This is a genomic window from Kribbella sp. NPDC023855, from assembly GCF_040639475.1.
Lineage (GTDB): Bacteria > Actinomycetota > Actinomycetes > Propionibacteriales > Kribbellaceae > Kribbella.
This window is the reverse complement of the sequence record NZ_JBFAAA010000001.1, coordinates 1,076,240-1,096,624: the sequence shown is the minus strand read 5'-3', so window position 1 is coordinate 1,096,624 and position 20,385 is coordinate 1,076,240. Positions and strand designations below refer to the sequence as shown.

The window sequence follows — 20,385 nt, the reverse complement described above, 5'->3', positions numbered from 1 at the left end:
AGACACTCCTCATGACTACAAAGCGGCCGGGGCCGCACAACGCGATCACCGACGTACCAGGGATCCTGGTCGGCCAGTTCGAGCGCACGGACGCGCCGTACCTCACCGGTACGACGGTTGTGCACATGCCCGCGAGCGCCGTGGCCGGCGTCGACGTACGGGGTGGTGCTCCTGGCACTCGCGAGACCGACCTGCTCGATCCGGTCAACTCCAATCCCGGCGCGAACGCGATCGTGCTCACCGGCGGCAGTGCCTTCGGACTCGACGCTGCGTCCGGCGTGATGGCTGCCCTCGAGGAGCTCGGCCAGGGCGTCCGCGTCGGCCCGGGCGAGCGCGACGTCGTACCGATCGTCCCCACCGCGGTGCTCTTCGACCTCGGTCGCGGCGGTGGCTTCCAGGCCCGGCCGGATCGCGACTGGGGCCGGCAGGCGTTCGAGGCCGCCACCGACGGACCAGTTGCTGAGGGCAACTATGGGGCCGGTGCGGGCGCGCGGGTCGGCGGGCTCAAGGGAGGAGTCGGCTCGGCAAGCGTCCGGCTCGCGGACGGTACGACGGTCGGCGCGCTGGTGATCGTGAACGCGGCCGGCTCGGCCGTCGACGCCCAAGGCCGGCTGTACGGCGCGCGGTACGGGCTGGGCGACGAGTTCGCCGGCCTCCGCACCCCGACCGAACCAGCGCCTGACCTGCCCGGCCGCATCTTCGGTATGAACACGGTGATCGCGGTCGTCGCCACCGACGCCTCACTGGACAAGGCAACCGCCAAACGGATGGCGATGGTGGCCCACGACGGATTGGCCCGCGCGATCGACCCGATCCACACCCTGGTCGACGGCGACAGCATCTTCGCGCTCTCGACCGGCCAGGCCCCTCGCCTGAACGTCACCGACCCGGCCGCCCTCCTGCAGCTGGAGACGATCTTCGCCGCCGGCGCCCGGACGCTCTCGCGCGCCGTCGTCCGCGCGGTACTCGCCGCCGAGACCGTCGAAACGCCCGCGGGCAAGATGCTCAGCTACCGCGATGCCTACCCGTCGGCCGTCGATTCGGACGTACGACCGCAGTAGTACGCCAGTCGGTCCGGGGGTGTCGAAAGACGCGCCGAAGACCGGTCCCGGGACCGACGCTGCAGCAGCGAGATCCCGGAAAGCTACCGGGTATGAGCCACTCAGGTCCCCAAACCCGGTACCAGCCAGTCCCCACCCAGCAAGCCCACGTCCAGCAAGTCAACGCCCAGCAGCCTCCTGTGCTGGCAGGTCGCGGCCTCGTCAAGTACTACGGCGAGGTCGTCGGCCTGGCCGGTGTCGACGTGTCCGTCCGCGCGGGGGAGGCGCTGGCGGTCATGGGACCGTCCGGCAACGGCAAGACCACGCTGCTGCACGTCCTGGCCGGCATCCTCAGCCCCGACCAAGGTGAGGTGTGGCTGGGCGGCGAGCGGGTCGACCAGCTGAACGACGCCGCCCGGACCGTACTGCGCCGGCGCCGGCTGGGCTTCGTCTTCCAGGACAACCAACTGCTGGCCGAGTTGCCGGCCGACGAGAACGTCGCGCTCCCGCTGATGGTCGACGGCGTCTCTCGCCGCGATGCCATTGGCCGCGCTCGCGCCATGCTCGCCCAGGTCGGCTTGGCCAACGAAGTCGGCCGTCGTCCCGGCGAGCTCTCCGGCGGTCAGGCGCAACGTGTCGCGATCGCCCGGGCCCTGGTCGGCGAGCCGCAGGCTGTCTTCGCCGACGAACCGACCGGCGCGCTCGACGCCGCCACCGGTGCACACGTGATCGACCTGCTGGTCGGAGCGGCCACTCATCGAGGCGCGGCCGTCGTGGTCGTCACCCATGACGACGCTGTCGCCGCCCGCTGCCACCGCGTCGTACGGATCGTCGATGGCCGGGTGAGTGAGCGATGAATCCGATGACCGACCTCGGCCTGCGCTTCGTCCGCCGGCCAGGACCAGGCGGACGCGCGGCCAACCTGGCAGCCCTCGGCGCCACCGCGATCGTTGCCCTGCTGGTCACCTTCCTGATCGCCGGGTCGCTCGGCCTGACCCACCGCTCCGACCGGATCGGCTGGCGCGGTACCAACGACGGTGACGCCAAGACGGCCGTCGGTGCCGTCAACCAGATCGACGACATGGTCGGTGGCGTCCCGCTGAACCGCTACGACCTCGCGATCGTCAACCAGGACAAGAACGCCAAGCTGCCGCCTCCTCCGGGCCTCGGCAAGACTCCGCAGCCGGGCGAGGTGTTCGTCTCACCCGAGGTCGCCAAGGACTGGTCGGGAGACCTCGCCAAGCGCTTCGGCCTCGACCAGCCCACCGGTGTGATCAGTGCGGCGGGACTGTCCTCGGCCGACGAATGGGTCATCATCCACGGCGTCGAGAAGAACTCGCCCGGGGTCGGCCCGGCCGATGATCCGAAGTACCTGGACTCCTGGCGTGGCACCGCGCTCGACGAGCGCATGGCGATCCTGCTCGTGTTTGTTGCGTTCGGCATCACGCTGGTGCTCTTCCCGTTGCTGAGCCTGGTCGGTCAAGCCGCGGGTGTCGCAGCCAAGCGTCGTGAGCACCGGCTCGCCGCACTGAGGCTCGCCGGCGCGACGCGAAGTCAAGTGCTCTGGCTTAGTGCCGTGGAGCAGGCAGTGCTCGGCTTCCTCGGTGCGATCGCCGGGCTCATCGGCTACATCGTGCTCACCCCGCTCATCGCCCGCATTCCGCTGGGCGGCGGCCACTGGTACGTGCACGACCTCACCCCAAGCTGGTGGGTCGCGGCGATCGTCCTGATCGCAGTACCGGTGCTGTCGGTGATCAGCGCGCTGATCGGGCTCGGCCGGGTCAGCATCACACCGCTCGGCGTCGTCCGCGGCCAGACCCGGAAGGCGACCAGCGCGTTGCGTCTCGGCCTGCTGGTGATCGGCCCGGTCATGCTCGCGATCCTCGGGATGGGCGGCGCGGTCATCCCACTGCTGATCGGGATCGGAATGGCCGCGCTCGCTGTCCGCGTGGTCGGCCCGTTCGCCGTGCAGGTGATCGGGAAGATCATGGCCCGTACTGCGAAGGGCCCGGTCGCGCTGCTGGCCGGCCGCAGGCTCGCCGACGACCCGAAGGGCGCGTTCCGGCCGGTCGCCGCGCTGGTCCTGAGTGGATTCGTGACCGGCTTCCTCGCCCTGTTCATGCCCTACGGCGCGACCCAGGACGGCACCGATACCGCCTTCGAGCTCTACACCAAGCAGGGCCAGGCGGTCGTGGTTTCCGAGGACGCGAAGAAGCGGCTCACCCAGGCCGGCTTGAAGAGCAGCGTCACGACCTCCGACCGGATCGTGAACATCACCGTCTCGACCACTGACCGCGAGAAGGTCCGCACCGTCTTGTACGACGTCGTCCCGGGGAAGGTTCCGCTGACCGCTGCCGAGAAGGACGAGCAGGACGCGGGGATGTACAAGGACTTGCGTCTCGGCGTGGCCTTGCTGCTCGGCCTCGTCTTCGTCACGGGTGCCGCGTCGACGGCGGCCGGCGCGGTCGGGACGGCTCTCGACCAGGCCGGCCCGGCGAAGGCGCTGCGACGTTCCGGCGTACCGCTGAAGGTGATCGAGCGTTCCGCCCGGCTGGCGGCCGTAGTACCGGTGGTCGGGGTCGGACTCCCGGTGGTCGGCTTCGGAGCGCTGTGCGGGCTGGCGCTGAGCGGCGGCAAGGTGCTCACCGAAGGCAGCTCCGGTGTCGTTCTGCTCGTCTCGCAGGTCGTCGTCGGCCTGGTCCTGGTCGCCGTCGCCGGTGCGGCCGGAGCACCGGTACTGCGCAAGGCGAGCGTGGGCTGACCAGTTGTCCACAGGCACGGATCGGGTTCCGGGCCCGGCGCATGCAAGGATGAGGTCATGCGTGACCTGAATGCGCCGGTCCCGGAGCTGGCGGACGCCTCGTCCGAACTTCGCGACGCGATCGACCGGTGCGGCTACTACCCAGATGTCGTGACGGACTCCCTCGCCGTGGCCATCGCCGGCGAACCGATCCGGGCGTTCGTGCTGCAGCACGAGCCGACGTTCGACCGTGACGAGGTGCGGCGCCACATCACCATCCTGGCGCTCACCCCGAGCCGGCTGATCGTCGGGCACACCGACGAGCACGCCGCGGACGACCTGATCCGCGCCCCGTACGCGTCCACCTCGACCGAGGCGATCCCGCTGAACCGGGTGAACGCGGTGGTGGTGAACCGCGTGGTGCCGAACCCGGCCGGCTACGCCTCCAAGGCGTCCGGTGGCAGCGCCGATCCGGCCGCGGCCGGCGGTGAGGTGGTGCTGACCATCGGCTGGGGCATGGTGAACCGGATCGACCTCGAGCCCGCCGTCTGCGCCGACCCGAACTGCGAGGCCGACCACGGCTACACTGGCTCGGTCGCCGCCGACGACATCTCGCTGCGGATCTCCGCGGCAGCGGACGGCCCAGCCGGCATCCAGCAGGTGCTCGACTTCGCCTCGGCGCTGTCGTTCGCAACGACCAGCAGGTAGTGCCGTTGTCCGGTCAGGCGCCCATCCTGCCCGCCTACGGCGGTGGGTCACTCGCAGACGTGCTGCCGTCGGTCGCCGGTGCACTCGGGGTCCCCGGCGAGCAGAACCTGCTCGACCTGCCTCCTGCACCCCGGTACGCCGTACTGCTGCTCGACGGCCTCGGCTGGAACCTGCTCCAGCGCAACGCGGAGACTGCGCCGTACCTGTCGTCGCTGACCGGCCGGAGCCTGACCGCTGGAGTCCCGTCGACTACGGCGGCCAGCCTGACCAGCCTCGGTACCGGGCTGCCGCCGGGTGCTCACGGAATCGTCGGCTACACGTCGATCGTGCCGGAGACCGGTGCGTTGCTGAACGCCTTGCAGTGGGACGCTCCGGTCGATCCGCGCCGTTGGCAACCACATCAGACGGTGTTCGAGCGGGTCGCCGCCGCGGGTGTTGCCACCCGCAACGTCAGCAAGGCGCGTTTCGATACTTCCGGGCTGACAGCTGCGGCCTTCCGCGGTAGCAAGCATCGCGGTGCCGACACGGTCGACGATCGCCTGGACGCAACCAGGTTCGCGAGCCGCGAGGGCGACAAGTCACTCGTCTACGTCTACGACTCCCAGCTCGACTACACCGGTCACGGACAGGGGAGCGAGTCGTGGCAGTGGCGTAAGGAGCTGGCTGCCGCTGACGCGTTCGCGGCCCGGGTCAGGTCGGCGTTGCCGCGTGACGCAGTACTGCTCGTCGTCGCCGACCACGGCATGATCGACGTCGCCGCCGAGGACCGGCTCGATCTCGACGCGGACCCCGCACTGACCGACGGCGTACGGCTCATCGGTGGCGAGTCGCGCTTCCGGCACCTGTACTGCGTCGACGGTTCGACCGAGAACGTGCTGGCGACGTACCGGGAACGCGTCGGCGACAAAGCCCTGGTGCTCAGCCGGGACGAAGCGATCGCGCAGGGATGGTTCGGCGCGGTCGAGGAGCGCGTCGCACCGCGGCTGGGTGACGTCATCGTGGCCTCGCTCGGCCCGGTCGCGCTGGTCGCGAGCCGTCGCTATCCGCAGGAGGCGGGACTGATCGGGCTGCACGGCTCGCTCACCCAGGACGAGATGGCGATCCCGCTCCTCGTCGACACCGGGCTCTAGAAGCTCCAGACGTTCCAGTAGAAACTCGCCTGCGCTGTCTTCGCTTCGGCGTCCCGAGCCGTCACGGTCACCTTGTAGCGGCCCGAGCCAGGCGTCAGTACGCCGGTGATCCAGCCGCGCTGAGCGTCGATGCTCAAGCCTGGTGGCAACCCGGAGGCGGTGTAGCTGACCTCGCCCTTGCTGCTGGTGCCCTTGAGCAACAGCGGAATGGCCGGCGCGCCACCGAAGCCGAGCTGCTCGGCCGGCTTGGTGATGGTCACGGCCGACGTCGGCACCTTCGAGTTCGCGCCGACCGCCTTCGCGGCGTCGACCATGCCCTCGCCGTAGAACGAGTTCACCGCGTCCGTCCCCTTGCACCGGGCGCCCGCGCTGGCCGGGCACGCGATGTCATCGGCCTGGGTGGAGAGCTGGGCGCGAACCTGCTCGGGTGTCAGCTTGGGATTCGTACTGCGAACCAGCGCGGCGACTCCGGCGACGTGGGGCGAGGCCATCGAGGTCCCGTCCATCGACTGGTAGCCGCCACCCGGAACGGTCGAGTAGACCTCCTCGCCGGGCGCCGCGATGCTGATCTTGCCTTCGCCGTAGTTGGAGAAGTTCGCCCGGGTGCCGTCGGGGCTGAGGGCCGCCACCACGATCATGTTCGGCAGTTCGGTCGGCAGGCTGATGCACTGGTCGGTGATGGAGCGGAGACCGGGCTTGGAGTCGTTCGGGCTGGTGACGTCGGTGGCCTTCGCGGCCAGGTCGTAGTTCTCGTTGCCGGCCGCGGCGACGTTCACCACGCCCTTGGAATCGGCGTACGCGACAGAACGCCGTACGGCCTCCTGGATCGCGTCCTGGTCGGGGTCGGTCGGGCAGAGGAACATCCACGGGTCGACGTAGTAGCTGTTGTTGGTGATCGAGACGCCCTTGTCGGCGGCGAAGACGAACGCGCAGACCGTGTTCTCGGCGAAGAACAGCTGCTTGCCCTCGGGCTCGGCGACCCGGATCGACGAGACCTTCACCCCCGGCGCGACACCTACCATGCCCTTGCCGTCCTTGGCCGCGGCGATCGTGCCGGCGACGTGCGTGCCGTGCGCGGCGACCGGCCGCCAGGCTCCTGGCCGGGTGTCCGCCTTGCCGTAGGCGCAGGACGCCGACTTGCTCGCGTCGAAGTTGGCTGCGAGATCCGGGTGCTGGTCGTCGACTCCGGTGTCCAGTACTCCGACGGTGATCGCCTTCGACCCCGGGTTCACCGCCCAGGCCTTGTCGGCACCGATCATCGTCATGTCCTGCCGGGCGGTCTCGGGCGAACTGTTCGGCACCTCTGGCAACGCCGCCGGAATCGCCGGGTTCGCCACCGCGGGCGGGAGATCCGACGTACGGGTCGCCCCCACCTTCTGAACCCCAGGCGCCGACCGCATCGCGCCCGCAAAGCCCGCATTGGCCGAATGCACCACGAGCACCCCGATCGCGTCGTACGCCGCGTAGACAGTGCCGGCGTTCGCCGTGACAGCCGCAGTCACCCCGGCGGTCTGCTTAGGAGCCGTAATCACGAAGTAGGCCCGCAACCCGGCCTCGACCCGCATCGGCACAGCCACCGACTGCACAGCCGTAGCCGCCAGCGTCACACACACCGTGAGAAACAAAATCAGCCCTTTGCGCACAACCAAGTAGACCCCGCCAAAGGTCCAGAACAAAAGCCGACGCACCCCGGCGTACTTGACGGGGTAGGTGCTTTGGCAGGATGGGCGTCTGTGGCTGACCTGCTCTACTTCACCGGGACCATGGACTGCGGTAAGTCCACGTTGGCTCTGCAGATGGATCACAACCACTCGGCCCGGGGCCGGCTGGGCAGGATCTTCACCAGTAACGACCGGGCGGGGGAGTCGACGCTGTCGTCGCGGCTGGGGCTGGAGGCCGATGCGATCGAGGTCAAACCGGACTTCGACTTCTGGCAGTACGTCGTCGACGAACTGACCCAGGGTGGGCGGATCGACTACGTGGTGGCCGACGAGGCGCAGTTCTATCAGCCCGAGCAGGTGGAGCAACTGGCCCGGCTCGTCGACGAGCTGCAGATCGACGTGTTCTGTTTCGGCATCCTGACCGACTTCCGGGCGACCTTGTTCCCGGGCTCGGCGCGGCTGGTCGAGCTTGCCGACCGGATGGAACTGCTCCAGGTCGAGGCGCTGTGCTGGTGTGGCGAGCGGGCCACCCACAACGCTCGCACGGTCGGTGGTGAAATGGTCACCGAAGGCGAGCAGCTGGTGGTCGGCGACATGGTCACCAACGCCGCGGACGTCGCCTACGAGGTGCTCTGCCGTCGCCACCACCGGCGCCGGCTGACCGCGGCTCGCGCTCGTGCCACCCTGTCACCCGAAGTACTCCCGTTCGGAGGCGCCCTGTGAACCCGCTGATCTCTGCCGAGTCGTTGCTCGCGGCCAGCACCAAGCCGGTACTGATCGACGTCACCTGGAACCTGATGGGCCCGCCCGGCCGCGACGCCTACCTGGCCGGTCACCTGCCCGGCGCGTACTTCGTCGACCTGGACACCGAGCTGGCCGGACCGCCCGGCGACGGCGGCCGACACCCGTTGCCTAAGGCAACTACTGTCGAAACGGCGCTGCGCCGCGCCGGCGTCTCGGCCGACACCTCGGTGGTGGTCTACGACGCCGCCAACTCGATGGCCGCCGCCCGCGCCCGGTGGGTCTTCCGGTACTTCGGACTGCGCGACGTCCGCGTCCTCGACGGCGGTCTCGCGGCCTGGCGAGCGGCCGGGGGAGAGGTCAGCACCGAGATCCCTGAGGACGGCAACGGCAGCTGCGTCGCCACCGCCGGGCAGATCCCGATGCTGGATGCGGAAGGCGCTGCGGAGCTGGCCGCCACCGGCGTACTGCTGGATGCTCGTGCGCCGGAACGTTTCGCGGGCGAGGTCGAGCCGATGGACAAGGTCGCCGGGCACATCCCCGGGGCGGTGAACGCCCCGACCACGGCCAATGTCGCCGCCGACGGTCAATTCCTGTCCGCTGACGACCTCCGCGCTCGCTTCGCCGCTCTGGGTGCCGACGGCTCGGTCCCGGTCGGCGCGTACTGCGGCTCCGGCGTCACCGCGGCCCACGAGGCACTGGCCCTGGAGATCGCCGGCATCGAGGCGCCGGTGTACGTGGGCTCGTGGTCGGAGTGGATCACCGATCCGAACCGCCCGATCGCCACCGGCCGCTCCTGACCTGCGCCAGGAGCGGCCGTCCGCGTCACTGCTCCTTGCCGGACATCTGCCCATCCCTTCTGGTGGCGTTCTGATGGGCGATCACTTACTGGTCCTTGCCGGACATGTGCCCATCCCTTCGAAGTCGCTGCTGGGTGGTCGGTCTACTGGTCGCGTCCGCGGAGTTCAGAAATCACGGCTCACCGCTCCTCCTCTGTCGATTCCGGACTAGTCCGCGCCAGTGTTGCCAGCCGCGCGAGCTGGTTCAAGCAGTTCGAAGATCCTGGAAAAGTCTCCGCACAGTGAGTCCTTGACTTCGGTGAGTCACTCCACGATGGTGAAGCGAGAAATCGATTTCCCATCCACCGCCCCGGAGGAGTTCCTGATGACACCGCAACCGATCATCAAGCGATCGACGTTCCTGAAGGCAGCGGTGGCAGGCGCCGGCGCGCTGCTCGCCGCTCCGGGTCTCGCCGCGGCTGGTGGGAGCGGAGTACAGGCGGTGCTGACGAACAAGGTGGCCGATCTGACCGGACCTGGACTGACCGACCGGTTCCGGATGCAGGCGACGGACCTGGGGATTCCGGTGCGGACGCCGGACGGGCGGATGCTGTTCATGTTCGGCGACACGTTCGAGGAGCCGAGGGTGGGCGGCGGCTGGTGGCGGTCGCCGGTGGCGTTGTGGTCGACGACGACCGATCTGAACAGTGGCGTGAAGTGGTCAGGCGCCGTCGGGGGAGCGGCCGCCCAGCAGTTGTGGGACTACCCGCACGACAACCCGACCTTCTCGACCGTGCTGCCGTCGGACGTGATCACCATCGGCGGATCGATGTACCTGCACGCGATGGTGAACAAAGGGCTCGGAACCGTTGTGTGGACAGAGATCTGGCGCTCGGACAACTCAGGAGCGAGCTGGTATCACACCGACGCGAAGTTCCCGGCCGACCTCGACGGCGGCCTGTTCCAACTGCTCACCTGGGGTGAGGGCAATGACGGCTACGTCTACGTGTACTCGACAGGCTTCCAGCGGAACAAACCGATCATCCTCAAGCGGGTCCGGAGCAACCAGATCGCCAACCCGGCGGCGTACGAGCCGTGGGGTTATCGCGACGGCGCCTGGGCCTGGGGCAACCCGGCCACACCGATCCTGACCGGGAGCTTCGGCGAGATGAGCCTGCGGCCGCTCGGCGGCAAGTGGGTGCTCACCTGGTTCAACGCGGGTGACTACCGGATCGACGGGATCATCATGGACACGCCGACGTCGAACCTCTACACGGCGTACCGGCAGACCCTCATCTACGGCGGCGCCTGGGGCGCCGAGAACGACAACCACGTCGCCCAGCTGTACGGCGGCTACATCATCCCGGGCTCCACCCTGTCGGACCTGCACCTGTCAGTCAGCCAATGGCACACCAACGCCGGCTGGCCCTACCGAGTCATGCAATTCCGCACCCGCAACTTCGGCTAGAGCTCGAGGAGCAGGGTGTCGGACCCTCCGCTATGGCCGACCTTCCGGAAACCGAGCGAGCGGTAGAGCTCTGCCGCCCGGTTCTCCGGCTCCACGCTCAGACTCAACCGCCCGTACTGCGCTGCGTCGCGGACGAGCGCTTCGAGCAGAGCGCGCCCGACGCCACGACCGCGATGTTCCGGCATGACCCCGATGCTGAGCTCTGGCACGCCGTCCGCAACATACCCGTAGCCCGGCCGATCCGCGGTCAACAACCTCGCCCACGCGGCACCGATCGGGCGGCCGTCTTCAGCGACGACCCCGAAGTCACCGGGTCGCATCCAGCCGTCGACGTACCGCCAGGCATGGTCCTCGGCCGCCAACTGCTCCATCGTGAAGCGCGGCTGCCCGTCCCAGTTGTAGGCCTCCAGCAACATCCGCTCGAGGAACTCACGGTCGTCGGTCGTCGCCGCCCGGATCAGCATTCCACCATCCTCACCGAACGGCCGTGCTGCCGCGAGCGGTTTAGCTGGAGCTTGGCATTGATAAAGTAACACGCATGGTTTAACTTACTCGGGGATTGGGCTCCTGTGGCCCAGACCACACCCCTGGGCCGCTCGGTGGTTGGGGTGTTCCCGGAAACCTGAGGAGTTCCGATGACGAGAACGGCACGGTGCGTCGCGACCCTGACTTCGGCGGCGTTGCTGCTGACGGCGGCGGCCTGCGCGGACGGCACCACCCCGGCGGCGACCGGCAGCGGGGGCGCGATCGACGAGAAGGCCCCGGTGACGATCACGGTCGGCAACAAGCCCAAGCCGGACAAGCCGGCCGATGTCGCCGCCTTCGAGCGCAACATCAAGAAGTTCACCGAGGCGCACCCGAACATCACAGTCAAGGGCACCGAGACCGAGTGGGACGCGCAGACCTTCCAGGCGCAGGTGGCCGGTGGCTCGCTGCCGACCGTGATGAGCATCAGCTTCACCGAGCCGCTGAACATGATCCCGAACAAGCAGCTGCCGGACATCACCGACGAGCTCAAGCTGGTCGACCTGACCAAGGACCTCAACCCCGAGACGCTGAAGATGGTCCAGGACGACAAGGGCCGGATCTACGGCGTACCGTTCGAGGCCTTCTCGGTCGGGCTGGCCTACAACCGGGCGCTGTTCAAGCAGGCCGGCCTCGATCCGGACAAGCCGCCGACGAACTGGGACGAGGTCCGTCAGTACGCCAAGCAGATCACCGAGAAGACCGGCAAGGCCGGGTACGCGCAGCTGACCAAGGACAACACCGGCGGCTGGATGCTGACCACGATGACCTACAGCATGGGCGGCACCGTGCAGAGCCCGGACGGCAAGAAGAGCACCTTCAACGACGCACCGGCGGCGAAGAAGGCGCTGCAGCTGCTGAAGGACATGCGCTGGACCGACAACACGATGGGCACGAACTTCCTCTACAACCAGGAAGAGGCCCGGCAGGACTTCGCGGCCGGCAAGATCGGCATGATCATGCAGGCACCGGACGCCTACGACATGTGCGTGAAGAACTTCGGCATGAAGCCGGCCGACTACGGTCACGGCGCGCTGCCGCAGGACGGCGGCCCGCACGGCACGCTGACTGGTGGGTCGATCAAGATGATCAACCCGAAGGCGAGCAAGAACGAGATCGTCGCGGCGCTCAAGTGGATCAAGTCGCAGGAGTTCGACAAGTACACCACCGAGGCGCTGGCGGTGCAGAACGCCAAGGACACCATCGCCGACAAGGGTTTCGTCGGCCGGCCCGGGATCACCCCGCTGAGCCAGGAGACCTACGACCGGTACAACAAGTGGCGTGAGCCCTACAACAACGTGCCGGTCGAGCAGTTCAAGGGCTACATCGAGTCGACCAAAACCCTCAAGCTGCTGCCCGAGCCGGTGAAGAAAGGCCAGGAGGTCTACGCGCTGCTCGACCCGGTCGTCCAGCAGGTGCTGACCAAGAAGGACGCGGACATCGACAAGTTACTCACCGACGCCGCCTCGAAGATCGACGCCCGCCTGGCGCGGTAGCCCGATGGCCGTCCTCACGCGTCTGTCGACGCCGATGCCCACAGCTCGGTACCGCCGGAGCCCGGTCACCTGGTACCGCTCCGGCGGACTGAGCAGCATCCTCTTCGCCTTGCCCCTGGTACTGATCTTCCTGTACTTCTCCTGGGGCCCGATCGTGCGCGGCCTGGTGCTGTCGTTCCAGAAGAACAACCTGGTCACCACACCCGAGTGGGTCGGCACCGCCAACTTCAGCTACGTCCTGACCGACCCACAACTGCCGCAAGCCACGCTCAACACCCTGTACTTCGCTCTGCTGGCGCTGATCTTCGGTTTTCCGGTGCCCTTGTTCCTGGCGGTCTTCATCAGCGAGCTGCGCAAGACCGGCTGGCTCTACAACGTGTTCTCCTACCTGCCGGCGGTCGTCCCGCCGGTGGCGGCGATCCTGTTGTGGAAGTTCTTCTACGACCCCGGCGAGTCCGGCGTGTTCAACGCGGTCCTCGGCTGGTTCGGCATCGGCCCGTTCGCCTGGCTGAACTCGCCGGACCTGGCAATGCCGGCCATCGTGCTCGAGGCGACCTGGGCCGGCGCCGGGGCCACCTCGATCATCTACCTGGCCGCGCTGACCGGCGTACGGACCGAGCTGTACGAGGCGGCCGAGCTGGACGGGGCGGGGATCTGGCGGCGAGTCTGGCACGTCACGCTGCCGCAGATCCGCGGAATCATCCTGATCATGATGCTGCTGCAGCTGATCGGGACGTTCCAGGTGTTCACCGAACCGTTCCTGTTCACCGGCGGCGGTCCGGACAACGCGACCACCACGATCCTGCTGCTGATCTATCGCTACGCATTCATCAACGGCGACTTCGGTGCCGCCACCGCGCTCAGCGTGCTGCTCGCGCTGGTGCTGTGCGTGCTGTCGATCGTGTACCACTTCCTCACCCGGCGCTGGAGCACCCCATGACGGCCGACGAGCGCGGAATCATCTCGGCGGCCGACCGCCGGCGGCCACTGATCCAGTACGGACTGCCGGCCATCCAGGTGCTGTTGTTCGTCGGCGTGGTGATTGCTGGAGTGGGTCCACTCTTGTGGCTGCTCAAGTCCGGGCTGTCGACCAGCCAGGACATCCTGCAGGGACCGATGCAGTTGTGGCCGAGCGGCATCCAGTGGCACAACATGCCGGACGCGTGGACCCGCGTTCAGATCGGCTCGTACCTCGGCAACACGGCGATCATCGCGATCGGATCGCTGCTGTCGACCCTGTTCGTCTGTACGACGGGCGCTTTCGTCCTGAGCGTGCTCCGGCCGAAGTGGGGCCCGGTCGTCACCGGCGCGGTGCTGGCGACCCTGTTCCTGCCCGGCGTGATCTCGCTGGTGCCGCTCTACCTGACCATCCTCAAGATGCCGGTGCTGGGGGTGAACCTGCAGAACACGTTCTGGGCGGTCTGGCTACCGCAGGCCGCGGGCGCGTTCAACATCCTGGTGATGAAGCGGTACTTCGACGCGATCCCGCGCGAACTGATCGAGGCGGCGCGGATCGACGGCGCGAGCAACCTGCGGCTGTTCACCGCCCTGATCCTGCCGCTGTCCAAGCCGATCCTCGGAGTAGTCGCGCTGCTCACCGTGATCGGATCGTGGAAGGACTACTTGTGGCCATTGCTCGTCCTGCCCGACCCGAAACTGCAACCGATCTCGGTGGCGCTGCCCAGAGTGGCGGAGACCACTGGAATCTCCCTGCAGATGAGCGCATTGTTCCTGGCAGTCCTGATCCCGGTCGTGCTCTTCTTGATCTTCCAGAAGCAGTTCTTGCGGGGCGTCGGAATGTCAGGGGGTATCAAGGAGTAGTGACAGAACAAAAGAAGCAGTGGGGACTGGCGGATCGCCGGGTGCTGGTGACGGGAGCCGCGGGACGGATCGGGTCGGTGGTGACGCGGCACCTGAGCGAGCTGGGAGCGCTGGTGACGGCGCTGACGATCGTCGAGGACGACGGGCTGAAGGCGGACCGGATCGTCATCGGCGACACCCGGTCGGAGGCCGATGTCGCGATGGCACTTGAGGACGTCGACGCGGTCGTCCACCTGGCCGCCCTGCCCCACCCGGGAGCCGGTACGCCGTACGAGGTCTACTCCACCAACGTGGTGTCGACCTTCAACGTGCTGGCCCAGGCCGGTGCCCTCGGCATCAAACGCGCAGTGGTTGCCAGCAGCATCAACGCCTTCGGGGTGCCGTTCAATCCCGACGACATCCGGCCGGCCTACTACCCGCTCGACGAGAAGATCCCGGCCGATGTGGCCGACTGGTACTCGCTGTCGAAACAGAACGACGAGAACACCTGCCGGATGGCCTGGCGGCGCTGGGGAATCGATGTCGTGGCGTTCCGGTTCCCGCACGTGAACTCACCCGAGGCGCTGCAACGTCAGTCCGACTGGCTCAAGGAGGACCCGGCAGGCGGAGTACGGGAAGCCTGGGCCTACCTCGACACGCGGGACGCGGCGTACGCGATCGAGTTGGGGCTGACGGCATCGTTGTCCGGGGCACACACCTTGTTTGTTGCCGCCGGCACCACGAGTACGCCGTACGAGACCGAGGCGCTGCTCGACGCGTTCGCGCCCGGCGTACCGAGGTTGCGGCGGTTCGCCGGACGTGAGGTGCCGATCGACCTGACCGCGGCCCGGACCGTGCTCGGCTTCCAGGCACGGCACGAACTCGAGTTGCCAACTCTTCCCCTTCCGACGGACACACCGGAGACCTGATGCCGCAAGAGACACCCGCGACCTTCGCCCAGCCCTGGCCGGTCCGCGACGACCTCCGGATCCGGGCGGTGCGGGCGATCGTGACCGCACCGCAGGGGATCCCACTGGTGGTGGTCAAGATCGACACCACCGAGCCGGGGCTGTACGGGCTCGGGTGCGCCACCTTCACCCAGCGGTGGAAGGCCGTTCAAACGTTTGTCGACGAGCATCTCGCCCGGCTGCTGATCGGCCGGTACCCCGGTGACATCGGCGATCTGGTCCGGCTGGCCGGCTTCTCCGGCTACTGGCGGGGCGGGCCGGTCACCAACAACGCGATCTCCGGGATCGACCAGGCGTTGTGGGACATCGCCGGCAAGCGCGCCGGGATGCCGGTCCACGAGCTGCTCGGCGGCAAGGTCCGGGCCGCCGCCGACACCTACATCCATGCCGGCGGCATCACGATCGAGGAGACTCTGGAGCAGGCGAAGGACTTCGTCGCGCGAGGCTGGCGCCACGTCCGGCTGCAGGTGTCGACGCCAGGCGGTGGCGGGTACGGCGCCCCGCGACTCGCGACGCTCTACCCCAATGCGCCGTACCGGAACGGCTGGAGTGCCCGCGACTACCTCCGTACTACGCCTGAGCTCTTCGCCGCTGCCCGCGAATCGCTGCCGGACAACATCGAACTGCTCCACGATGTGCACTCGCGCCTGACCCCGAAGGAAGCGGTGCTGCTGGCCCGATCGCTCGAGCCGTATCGGCTGTTCTTCCTCGAAGACGTCCTGCCGCCCGAGCACTGGGACCGGCTGCCCGAGGTCCGGGCCGCCTCGCCGGTGCCGCTGGCCGTGGGGGAGCTGACCACGTCGATGAGCGACGCGGTCAGGTTGGTCCGCGACGGTGGCGTCGACTTCATCCGGTCGCACATCTCCGGGATCGGCGGGCTGACGCCCGCGCGCAAGATCGCCGACCTTGCCGAGCTGTGCGGCGTACGGACCGCGTGGCACAGCCCGGGCGACACCTCTCCGATCGGGGCCGCGGCCAATGTGGCGCTCGACGTCAGTTCTGTTGCCTTCGGCATCCAAGAGGGTCACCTGTACAACGAGGCGGTGCACGAGGTCTTCCCGGGCACCCTGCGGATCGTTGACGGCTGGCTGCGACCGAACGAGTCGCCGGGCTGGGGGATCGACATCGACCTGGCGGCCGCGGCGCGGTATCCCGCGGAACTGTCCGGCCACGACGAGTGGGCGGCCGGCGTCCGGCGTCTTGACGGGGCTTTGGAGGCACCCTGAGATCCGCCGGTGCGCCGCGCACCGCGGGGTACGATCTCGGCTAGTCCGGGGAGCCTTTTCATCAACGGGGAAAGTAAGAAACGAGGAGGTCGGCGATGGTCACGCCAGAGAGTGAGTCGGCGGTGCTCGACGAGCCGACCAGGTCCGGCGCGAACCAGTACGACCTGGGCTCCTTCAACGAGGCCGTGATCATCGAGACGATCCGGCTGGCCGGCATCATCAGCCGCACGGAGATTTCCCGGCGGACCGGGCTGACCCAGCAGTCGGTGTCGCGGATCCTGCGCATCCTGTTGCAGCAGGGCCTGCTGGTCGAGGAGAAACAAGAACGCGCCGAACGCCTCGGCAAACCCCGTACTCCGGTGCGGCTGCGGTCGAACGCGGCCCATGCGGTCGGCATCCACATCGACCCCGAATTGCTGACCGTCGCGGTGGTCGATCTGGACGGGACGATCGTGCGACGCGAGACCGTCGATCTGGCCGCTGACCTGGATGCGGTCCGGCTGGTCGATCTCGCGGCCGCAACCGTGACGGCGGCGCTGAGCATCAGCCAGGTGGACACCGAATCGATGCTCGGCGTGGGAGTCGCAGTACCGGGTCCGATCAATGCCGACGGCACGTTGCTCGACCTGCCGTTGCAACCGGCCTGGCGTGGGCTGGAGATCCGGCATCTGCTGCAGGGCAAGCTGAACCATCCGGTGCTGGTCGAGAAGGACGGCACCGCGGCGGCGATCGGCGAACGCTGGATCGGCCGGTCGGCGCGGGCCCGCGACTTCGCCTATCTCTACCTGGGCACCGGGGTCGGCAGCGGGCTGATCCTGAACGGCTCGATCTATCGCGGTCTGACCGCGAACGCGGGCGAGTTCGGCCAGCTGTGCGCGCTGAAGATGGGCGAGTGGGACGAGCAGGGCGGTCCGCGGATGCTGGCCGAATGCAACCCGACCGCATCCCTGCCGGTGATCGCGGCCGGCTTCGGCTATGTCGAGACCGACCCGGAAGCCACCGACGAGGCGAAGCGCTACAAGGCGGTCTGCAAAGCCGCCGCGGGTGGTGACGAAGCGGCCCAGAAGGCGGTCACCCAAGTGGCGTCGGTGATCGCGCAGGGCGCGGTCGGGCTGGTCGATCTGCTGGACATCGATCTGATCGTGCTCGGCGGGCCCGCGTTCGCCCCGGAGATCGCCGGGGTGTTCCTGTCCGAGATCGACCGGGCGGTGAACTCCTACCCGATCGCGAAGGGCACCCGGACGGTCGCGGTGGAGGAGTCGATGCTGCAGGCCGACGCGGCCGCGGTGGGTGCTGCCTCGACGATCTTCCACGACGCGTTCACCCCACGGGTCGGCGGCTCCAGCCAGGCTCGTAGGCTGCCGAAGTGACTCTCGATCAGACCCTGACCGCCGACATCGAGCTCCGGGTGGCGACGCTGGCCGACGCGGCCGCCTTCGCCGAAGCCCAAGTCCGCAACCGCGAGCATCTCGCCCCGTGGGAGCCGGTCCGCTCCGAGCGCTGGTTCACCACGGCCGGTCAGGAAGACCGCCTGAAGGCGCAGTTGGTCCGCTTCCAGAACCGCGAGGTCGTGCCGTGGTTCCTGTTCCAGGGCGACCGGGTGGTCGGCGCGGTCACGCTGACCGACATCGTTCCCGGTCCCTTCCGGAGCGCGAGCCTGGGCTATTGGATCGACAAGGACCTCCTCGGCAAGGGGTTGGCGACGACCGCAGTACAGGCTGTGGCCGAGGTGGCGGATCGAGAGCTTCGTCTGCACCGCATCGAGGCCAGCACTCTGGTCGGCAACGAGGCTTCGCAGCGCGTACTGCGTAAGTGTGGCTTCAGCCAGATCGGTACTGCTCCTGACTACCTCCATATCGCGGGGGTTTGGCAGACCTGCCATCTGTACCAGCGGATTCTCAACACCCGCGCTCCTGGCGAACCTGCCTGAGCTTGTCTCAGCGGATCAGGTCGGCGAAGACCACGAGGTTGGCTTCGAACTTGCCGGACGTGGAGTCGAGTCCGCTGCAGGTGATCAGGCGCAGACCGGCGTGGTCGAGATTGCCGTAGACCGCCGCGCTCGGGAAGGTGGACTTGGAGTATTGGCTGATCCGGGTCACTCGGAAGGTCGCGGTGGTTCGGTCGTTGCGGGTGACGGCGATCTTGTCTCCGGCGCGTACGTCGCGGAGCGGGCCGAAGACTCCTGGCCGGCCGGCCCAGCGGACGTGACCGACGATGACGGCTGGGCCCGTCTCGCCCGGTGTTGGCCCGCCGGTGAACCAGCCGGCGGGGAAGCCATGCGGGGGGACTTGGAGGCTGCCCCTCCGGTCGAGGCCGAGGCGGATCAGGGATGAGTCGACGCCGATCGCGGGGATGACGATCCGGGTTGGCGCGGACTTCCGCATCGGTGCCTGGCGCACGCTGCGCGGGCGCTGGCTGGTGGGTCGTCGAGGCCTGGTGGGCTCGGCGGTTGGCTTCGGGCGGAGTACTGGGGTGGGCTTGGTCCGCTTGTGGGGGGTGGGGTTGGCCGGGGTGGTGGGGCGTGGGGTTGTGGTGGGTGGGTTGGTGATGCGCGGGGTGGTGGTCGGCGCAGCGGGGGTGCTCGTTGCGGTGTCCTCAGAGGCCGGGTTGGTGTAAGTCGGCCCCGTGCCCGACTCACTACTGCAACCAGCCGCGACGAGAGCCGTCACCGCGAGCAGGCCCGCTGCGCCGGGCTTCACGGAGTGATCCAGCCGAACCACGGTGCGATGGGCGGCGCGATCAGCCAGATGGACCAGCCGGAGGCATCACCGGTACCGACTGGACCCTCGGGTGTCTCGGTGACCTGCGGAGGCCTGGGCACGGTCGGCCGCGGCGTGGGCGGAACCGTCGGCGGCTTCGTGGGGTGAGAAGTCGGGGGTGAGGTCGGCGGTGAAGTCGGGGGTGAGGTGGGTGGCGACGTCGGAGGTGAGGTCGGAGGTGAGGTGGGTGGCGACGTCGGAGGTGAGGTCGGAGGTGAGGTGGGTGGCGACGTCGGAGGTGAGGTCGGAGGTGAGGTCGGAGGTGAGGTGGGTGGCGACGTCGGCGGGGAAGTCGGGGGCGACGTGGGCGGGGAAGTCGGCGGGGAAGTCGGGGGCGACGTCGGAGGTGACGTCGGAGGCGACGTGGGCGGGGAAGTCGGCGGGGAAGTCGGGGGCGACGTGGGCGGGGAAGTCGGCGGGGAAGTCGGGGGCGACGTCGGAGGTGACGTCGGAGGTGACGTCGGAGGCGACGTCGGAGGAGAAGTCGGAGGCGACGTCGGCGGAGAAGTCGGCGGTGACGTGGGCGGTGAGGTCGGGGGTGAGGTCGGCGGGGTGGTGGTGCAGTTGGGCTTGGTGATGGTGTTGGTGTCCAGCGTGACGGAGCCGGTGCGGGCCAGCATGCGGCCGATGGAGGTGGCTCCGGTCTGCATGGTGATGGAGGTCATCGCCATGATGGTGCCGCGGAAACTGGTCGCGGTGCCGATCGTCGCGGAGCTGCCGATCTGCCAGTACACGTTGCAGGCGCTCGCTCCGTTGACCAGCAGCACGCTGCTGCTGGAGGCCGTTGTCAGCGTCGATCCTGCCTGGAACACGAACACCGCGCCGGCGTCGCCCTGGGCGTCCAGAGTGAGCGCTCCGGTCAGCCCGATCGAGGTGGCCGAGTTGTAGACGCCCTGGGTCAGGGTCTTGCCGCCCAGGTCGTCAGTGATCGGCGACGGCGGCCCCTCTGCCGCGGCGTAGTTGTACGCCGTGACCAGATCGTCCTTCGCTTGCTGCGTGACGCTGTCCCCGGCGTGGTTCGTGCCGGTGATCGTCATCGTGCCTGTACCGGTGATCGCAGGGTTGGGGAAGCTGCCGATGTCGCCGTTCAGGGTGGTCGGTCCCGTGTTGGTGATTCCCGCGCCCGCCAGGACCACGAAACTCTCGGCGGTACCGAGCGGAACGACGACTGCCGCCGCCGGAGCACTGCTGCTGGTGGCCAGCAGGCCACCCGCAGAAGCCGCGACTGCCGCCACGACCGCCAGCACGCTCAGTTGCCATCGTGCCTGGGCCGGCCCGTTCCTGGAGAAAAACATCATGATCGAATCACCCGTGAGTCCTTCGTTGCGAGCCACCTGCCCCCAG

19 protein-coding genes and 1 pseudogene are annotated in these 20,385 nt (G+C 68.3%); 16 read left to right on the top strand and 4 right to left on the bottom strand.

From position 1 onward, the window contains the following. The first annotated feature begins 11 nt into the window (after positions 1-11). From AB0F51_RS05045 to AB0F51_RS05025, 5 genes are all read left to right on the top strand, one after another. Positions 12-1,061, top strand: coding sequence for a P1 family peptidase (locus tag AB0F51_RS05045; RefSeq protein ID WP_360274153.1), 1,050 nt, complete (start codon positions 12-14; stop codon positions 1,059-1,061). 92 nt (positions 1,062-1,153) lie between these two features. Continuing rightward, on the top strand, positions 1,154-1,897 hold the full coding sequence (locus AB0F51_RS05040; protein WP_360274151.1) for an ABC transporter ATP-binding protein: 744 nt from the start codon (positions 1,154-1,156) through the stop codon (positions 1,895-1,897). Continuing rightward, entirely contained in the window at positions 1,894-3,801 is a 1,908-nt protein-coding gene (locus AB0F51_RS05035) for an FtsX-like permease family protein (protein WP_360274148.1), read from the top strand. The genes AB0F51_RS05040 and AB0F51_RS05035 overlap by 4 nt, the downstream gene beginning before the upstream one ends. A gap of 57 nt (positions 3,802-3,858) precedes the next feature. Next, positions 3,859-4,488 carry a DUF5998 family protein gene (locus AB0F51_RS05030; protein WP_360274146.1) on the top strand — a complete coding sequence of 210 codons (630 nt, stop codon included), beginning with the start codon at positions 3,859-3,861 and terminating at the stop codon, positions 4,486-4,488. 5 nt (positions 4,489-4,493) lie between these two features. Further along, complete coding sequence (locus AB0F51_RS05025) at positions 4,494-5,618, top strand: nucleotide pyrophosphatase/phosphodiesterase family protein (RefSeq protein ID WP_360274143.1); 1,125 nt, start codon at positions 4,494-4,496, stop codon at positions 5,616-5,618. On the opposite strand, the gene AB0F51_RS05020 is transcribed toward AB0F51_RS05025, so the two are convergent. After that, entirely contained in the window at positions 5,615-7,225 is a 1,611-nt protein-coding gene (locus AB0F51_RS05020) for a S8 family serine peptidase (RefSeq protein WP_360274141.1), read from the bottom strand. The genes AB0F51_RS05025 and AB0F51_RS05020 overlap by 4 nt on opposite strands. A 126-nt stretch (positions 7,226-7,351) precedes the next feature. Here AB0F51_RS05020 and AB0F51_RS05015 point away from each other — a divergent pair, with 126 nt between their 5' ends. From AB0F51_RS05015 to AB0F51_RS05005, 3 genes are all read left to right on the top strand, one after another. Continuing rightward, positions 7,352-8,002, top strand: a complete 651-nt coding sequence (locus AB0F51_RS05015; RefSeq protein WP_360274138.1) for a thymidine kinase — start codon at positions 7,352-7,354, stop codon at positions 8,000-8,002. After that, a complete protein-coding gene (locus AB0F51_RS05010; protein ID WP_360274135.1) occupies positions 7,999-8,820 on the top strand; it encodes a sulfurtransferase in 822 nt (273 codons plus the stop codon). Before AB0F51_RS05015 ends, AB0F51_RS05010 begins: the two co-directional genes overlap by 4 nt. A gap of 364 nt (positions 8,821-9,184) precedes the next feature. Then, positions 9,185-10,267 carry a DUF4185 domain-containing protein gene (locus AB0F51_RS05005; RefSeq protein WP_360274132.1) on the top strand — a complete coding sequence of 361 codons (1,083 nt, stop codon included), beginning with the start codon at positions 9,185-9,187 and terminating at the stop codon, positions 10,265-10,267. On the opposite strand, the gene AB0F51_RS05000 is transcribed toward AB0F51_RS05005, so the two are convergent. After that, on the bottom strand, positions 10,264-10,731 hold the full coding sequence (locus tag AB0F51_RS05000) for a GNAT family N-acetyltransferase (RefSeq protein ID WP_360274130.1): 468 nt from the start codon (positions 10,729-10,731) through the stop codon (positions 10,264-10,266). The genes AB0F51_RS05005 and AB0F51_RS05000 overlap by 4 nt on opposite strands. Before the next feature lie 171 nt (positions 10,732-10,902). On the opposite strand from AB0F51_RS05000, the gene AB0F51_RS04995 reads away from it, so the two are divergent. The 7 genes from AB0F51_RS04995 to AB0F51_RS04965 all read left to right on the top strand — a co-directional run bounded on the left by AB0F51_RS04995 (position 10,903) and on the right by AB0F51_RS04965 (position 18,212). Further along, complete coding sequence (locus AB0F51_RS04995; protein WP_360274127.1) at positions 10,903-12,288, top strand: extracellular solute-binding protein; 1,386 nt, start codon at positions 10,903-10,905, stop codon at positions 12,286-12,288. A 4-nt stretch (positions 12,289-12,292) separates the two neighbouring features. After that, on the top strand, positions 12,293-13,228 hold the full coding sequence (locus tag AB0F51_RS04990) for a sugar ABC transporter permease (RefSeq protein ID WP_360274124.1): 936 nt from the start codon (positions 12,293-12,295) through the stop codon (positions 13,226-13,228). After that, entirely contained in the window at positions 13,225-14,109 is an 885-nt protein-coding gene (locus AB0F51_RS04985) for a carbohydrate ABC transporter permease (protein WP_360274121.1), read from the top strand. The genes AB0F51_RS04990 and AB0F51_RS04985 overlap by 4 nt, the downstream gene beginning before the upstream one ends. Further along, positions 14,109-15,017 carry an NAD(P)-dependent oxidoreductase gene (locus AB0F51_RS04980; RefSeq protein WP_360274118.1) on the top strand — a complete coding sequence of 303 codons (909 nt, stop codon included), beginning with the start codon at positions 14,109-14,111 and terminating at the stop codon, positions 15,015-15,017. The genes AB0F51_RS04985 and AB0F51_RS04980 overlap by 1 nt, the downstream gene beginning before the upstream one ends. Further along, entirely contained in the window at positions 15,017-16,282 is a 1,266-nt protein-coding gene (locus AB0F51_RS04975) for an enolase C-terminal domain-like protein (protein WP_360274116.1), read from the top strand. Before AB0F51_RS04980 ends, AB0F51_RS04975 begins: the two co-directional genes overlap by 1 nt. A 95-nt stretch (positions 16,283-16,377) precedes the next feature. Continuing rightward, the gene (locus tag AB0F51_RS04970) at positions 16,378-17,652 is read left to right on the top strand and encodes an ROK family transcriptional regulator (protein ID WP_360274113.1); all 1,275 of its coding nucleotides are present in this window, start codon (positions 16,378-16,380) and stop codon (positions 17,650-17,652) included. Beyond that, positions 17,649-18,212, top strand: a complete 564-nt coding sequence (locus tag AB0F51_RS04965) for a GNAT family protein (RefSeq protein ID WP_360274110.1) — start codon at positions 17,649-17,651, stop codon at positions 18,210-18,212. The genes AB0F51_RS04970 and AB0F51_RS04965 overlap by 4 nt, the downstream gene beginning before the upstream one ends. Positions 18,213-18,219: 7 nt before the next feature. Here the strand turns inward: AB0F51_RS04965 and AB0F51_RS04960 are convergent, their stop codons facing one another. Further along, complete coding sequence (locus AB0F51_RS04960) at positions 18,220-18,981, bottom strand: class F sortase (RefSeq protein ID WP_360274107.1); 762 nt, start codon at positions 18,979-18,981, stop codon at positions 18,220-18,222. A gap of 331 nt (positions 18,982-19,312) precedes the next feature. Here AB0F51_RS04960 and AB0F51_RS04955 point away from each other — a divergent pair, with 331 nt between their 5' ends. Continuing rightward, positions 19,313-19,618, top strand: coding sequence for a hypothetical protein (locus AB0F51_RS04955; RefSeq protein WP_360274607.1), 306 nt, complete (start codon positions 19,313-19,315; stop codon positions 19,616-19,618). Positions 19,619-19,673: 55 nt separating this feature from the next. Here AB0F51_RS04955 and AB0F51_RS04950 read toward each other — a convergent pair. Then, positions 19,674-20,336, bottom strand: a pseudogene (locus tag AB0F51_RS04950) (ice-binding family protein); the annotation flags it as partial. Positions 20,337-20,385: the final 49 nt, after the last annotated feature.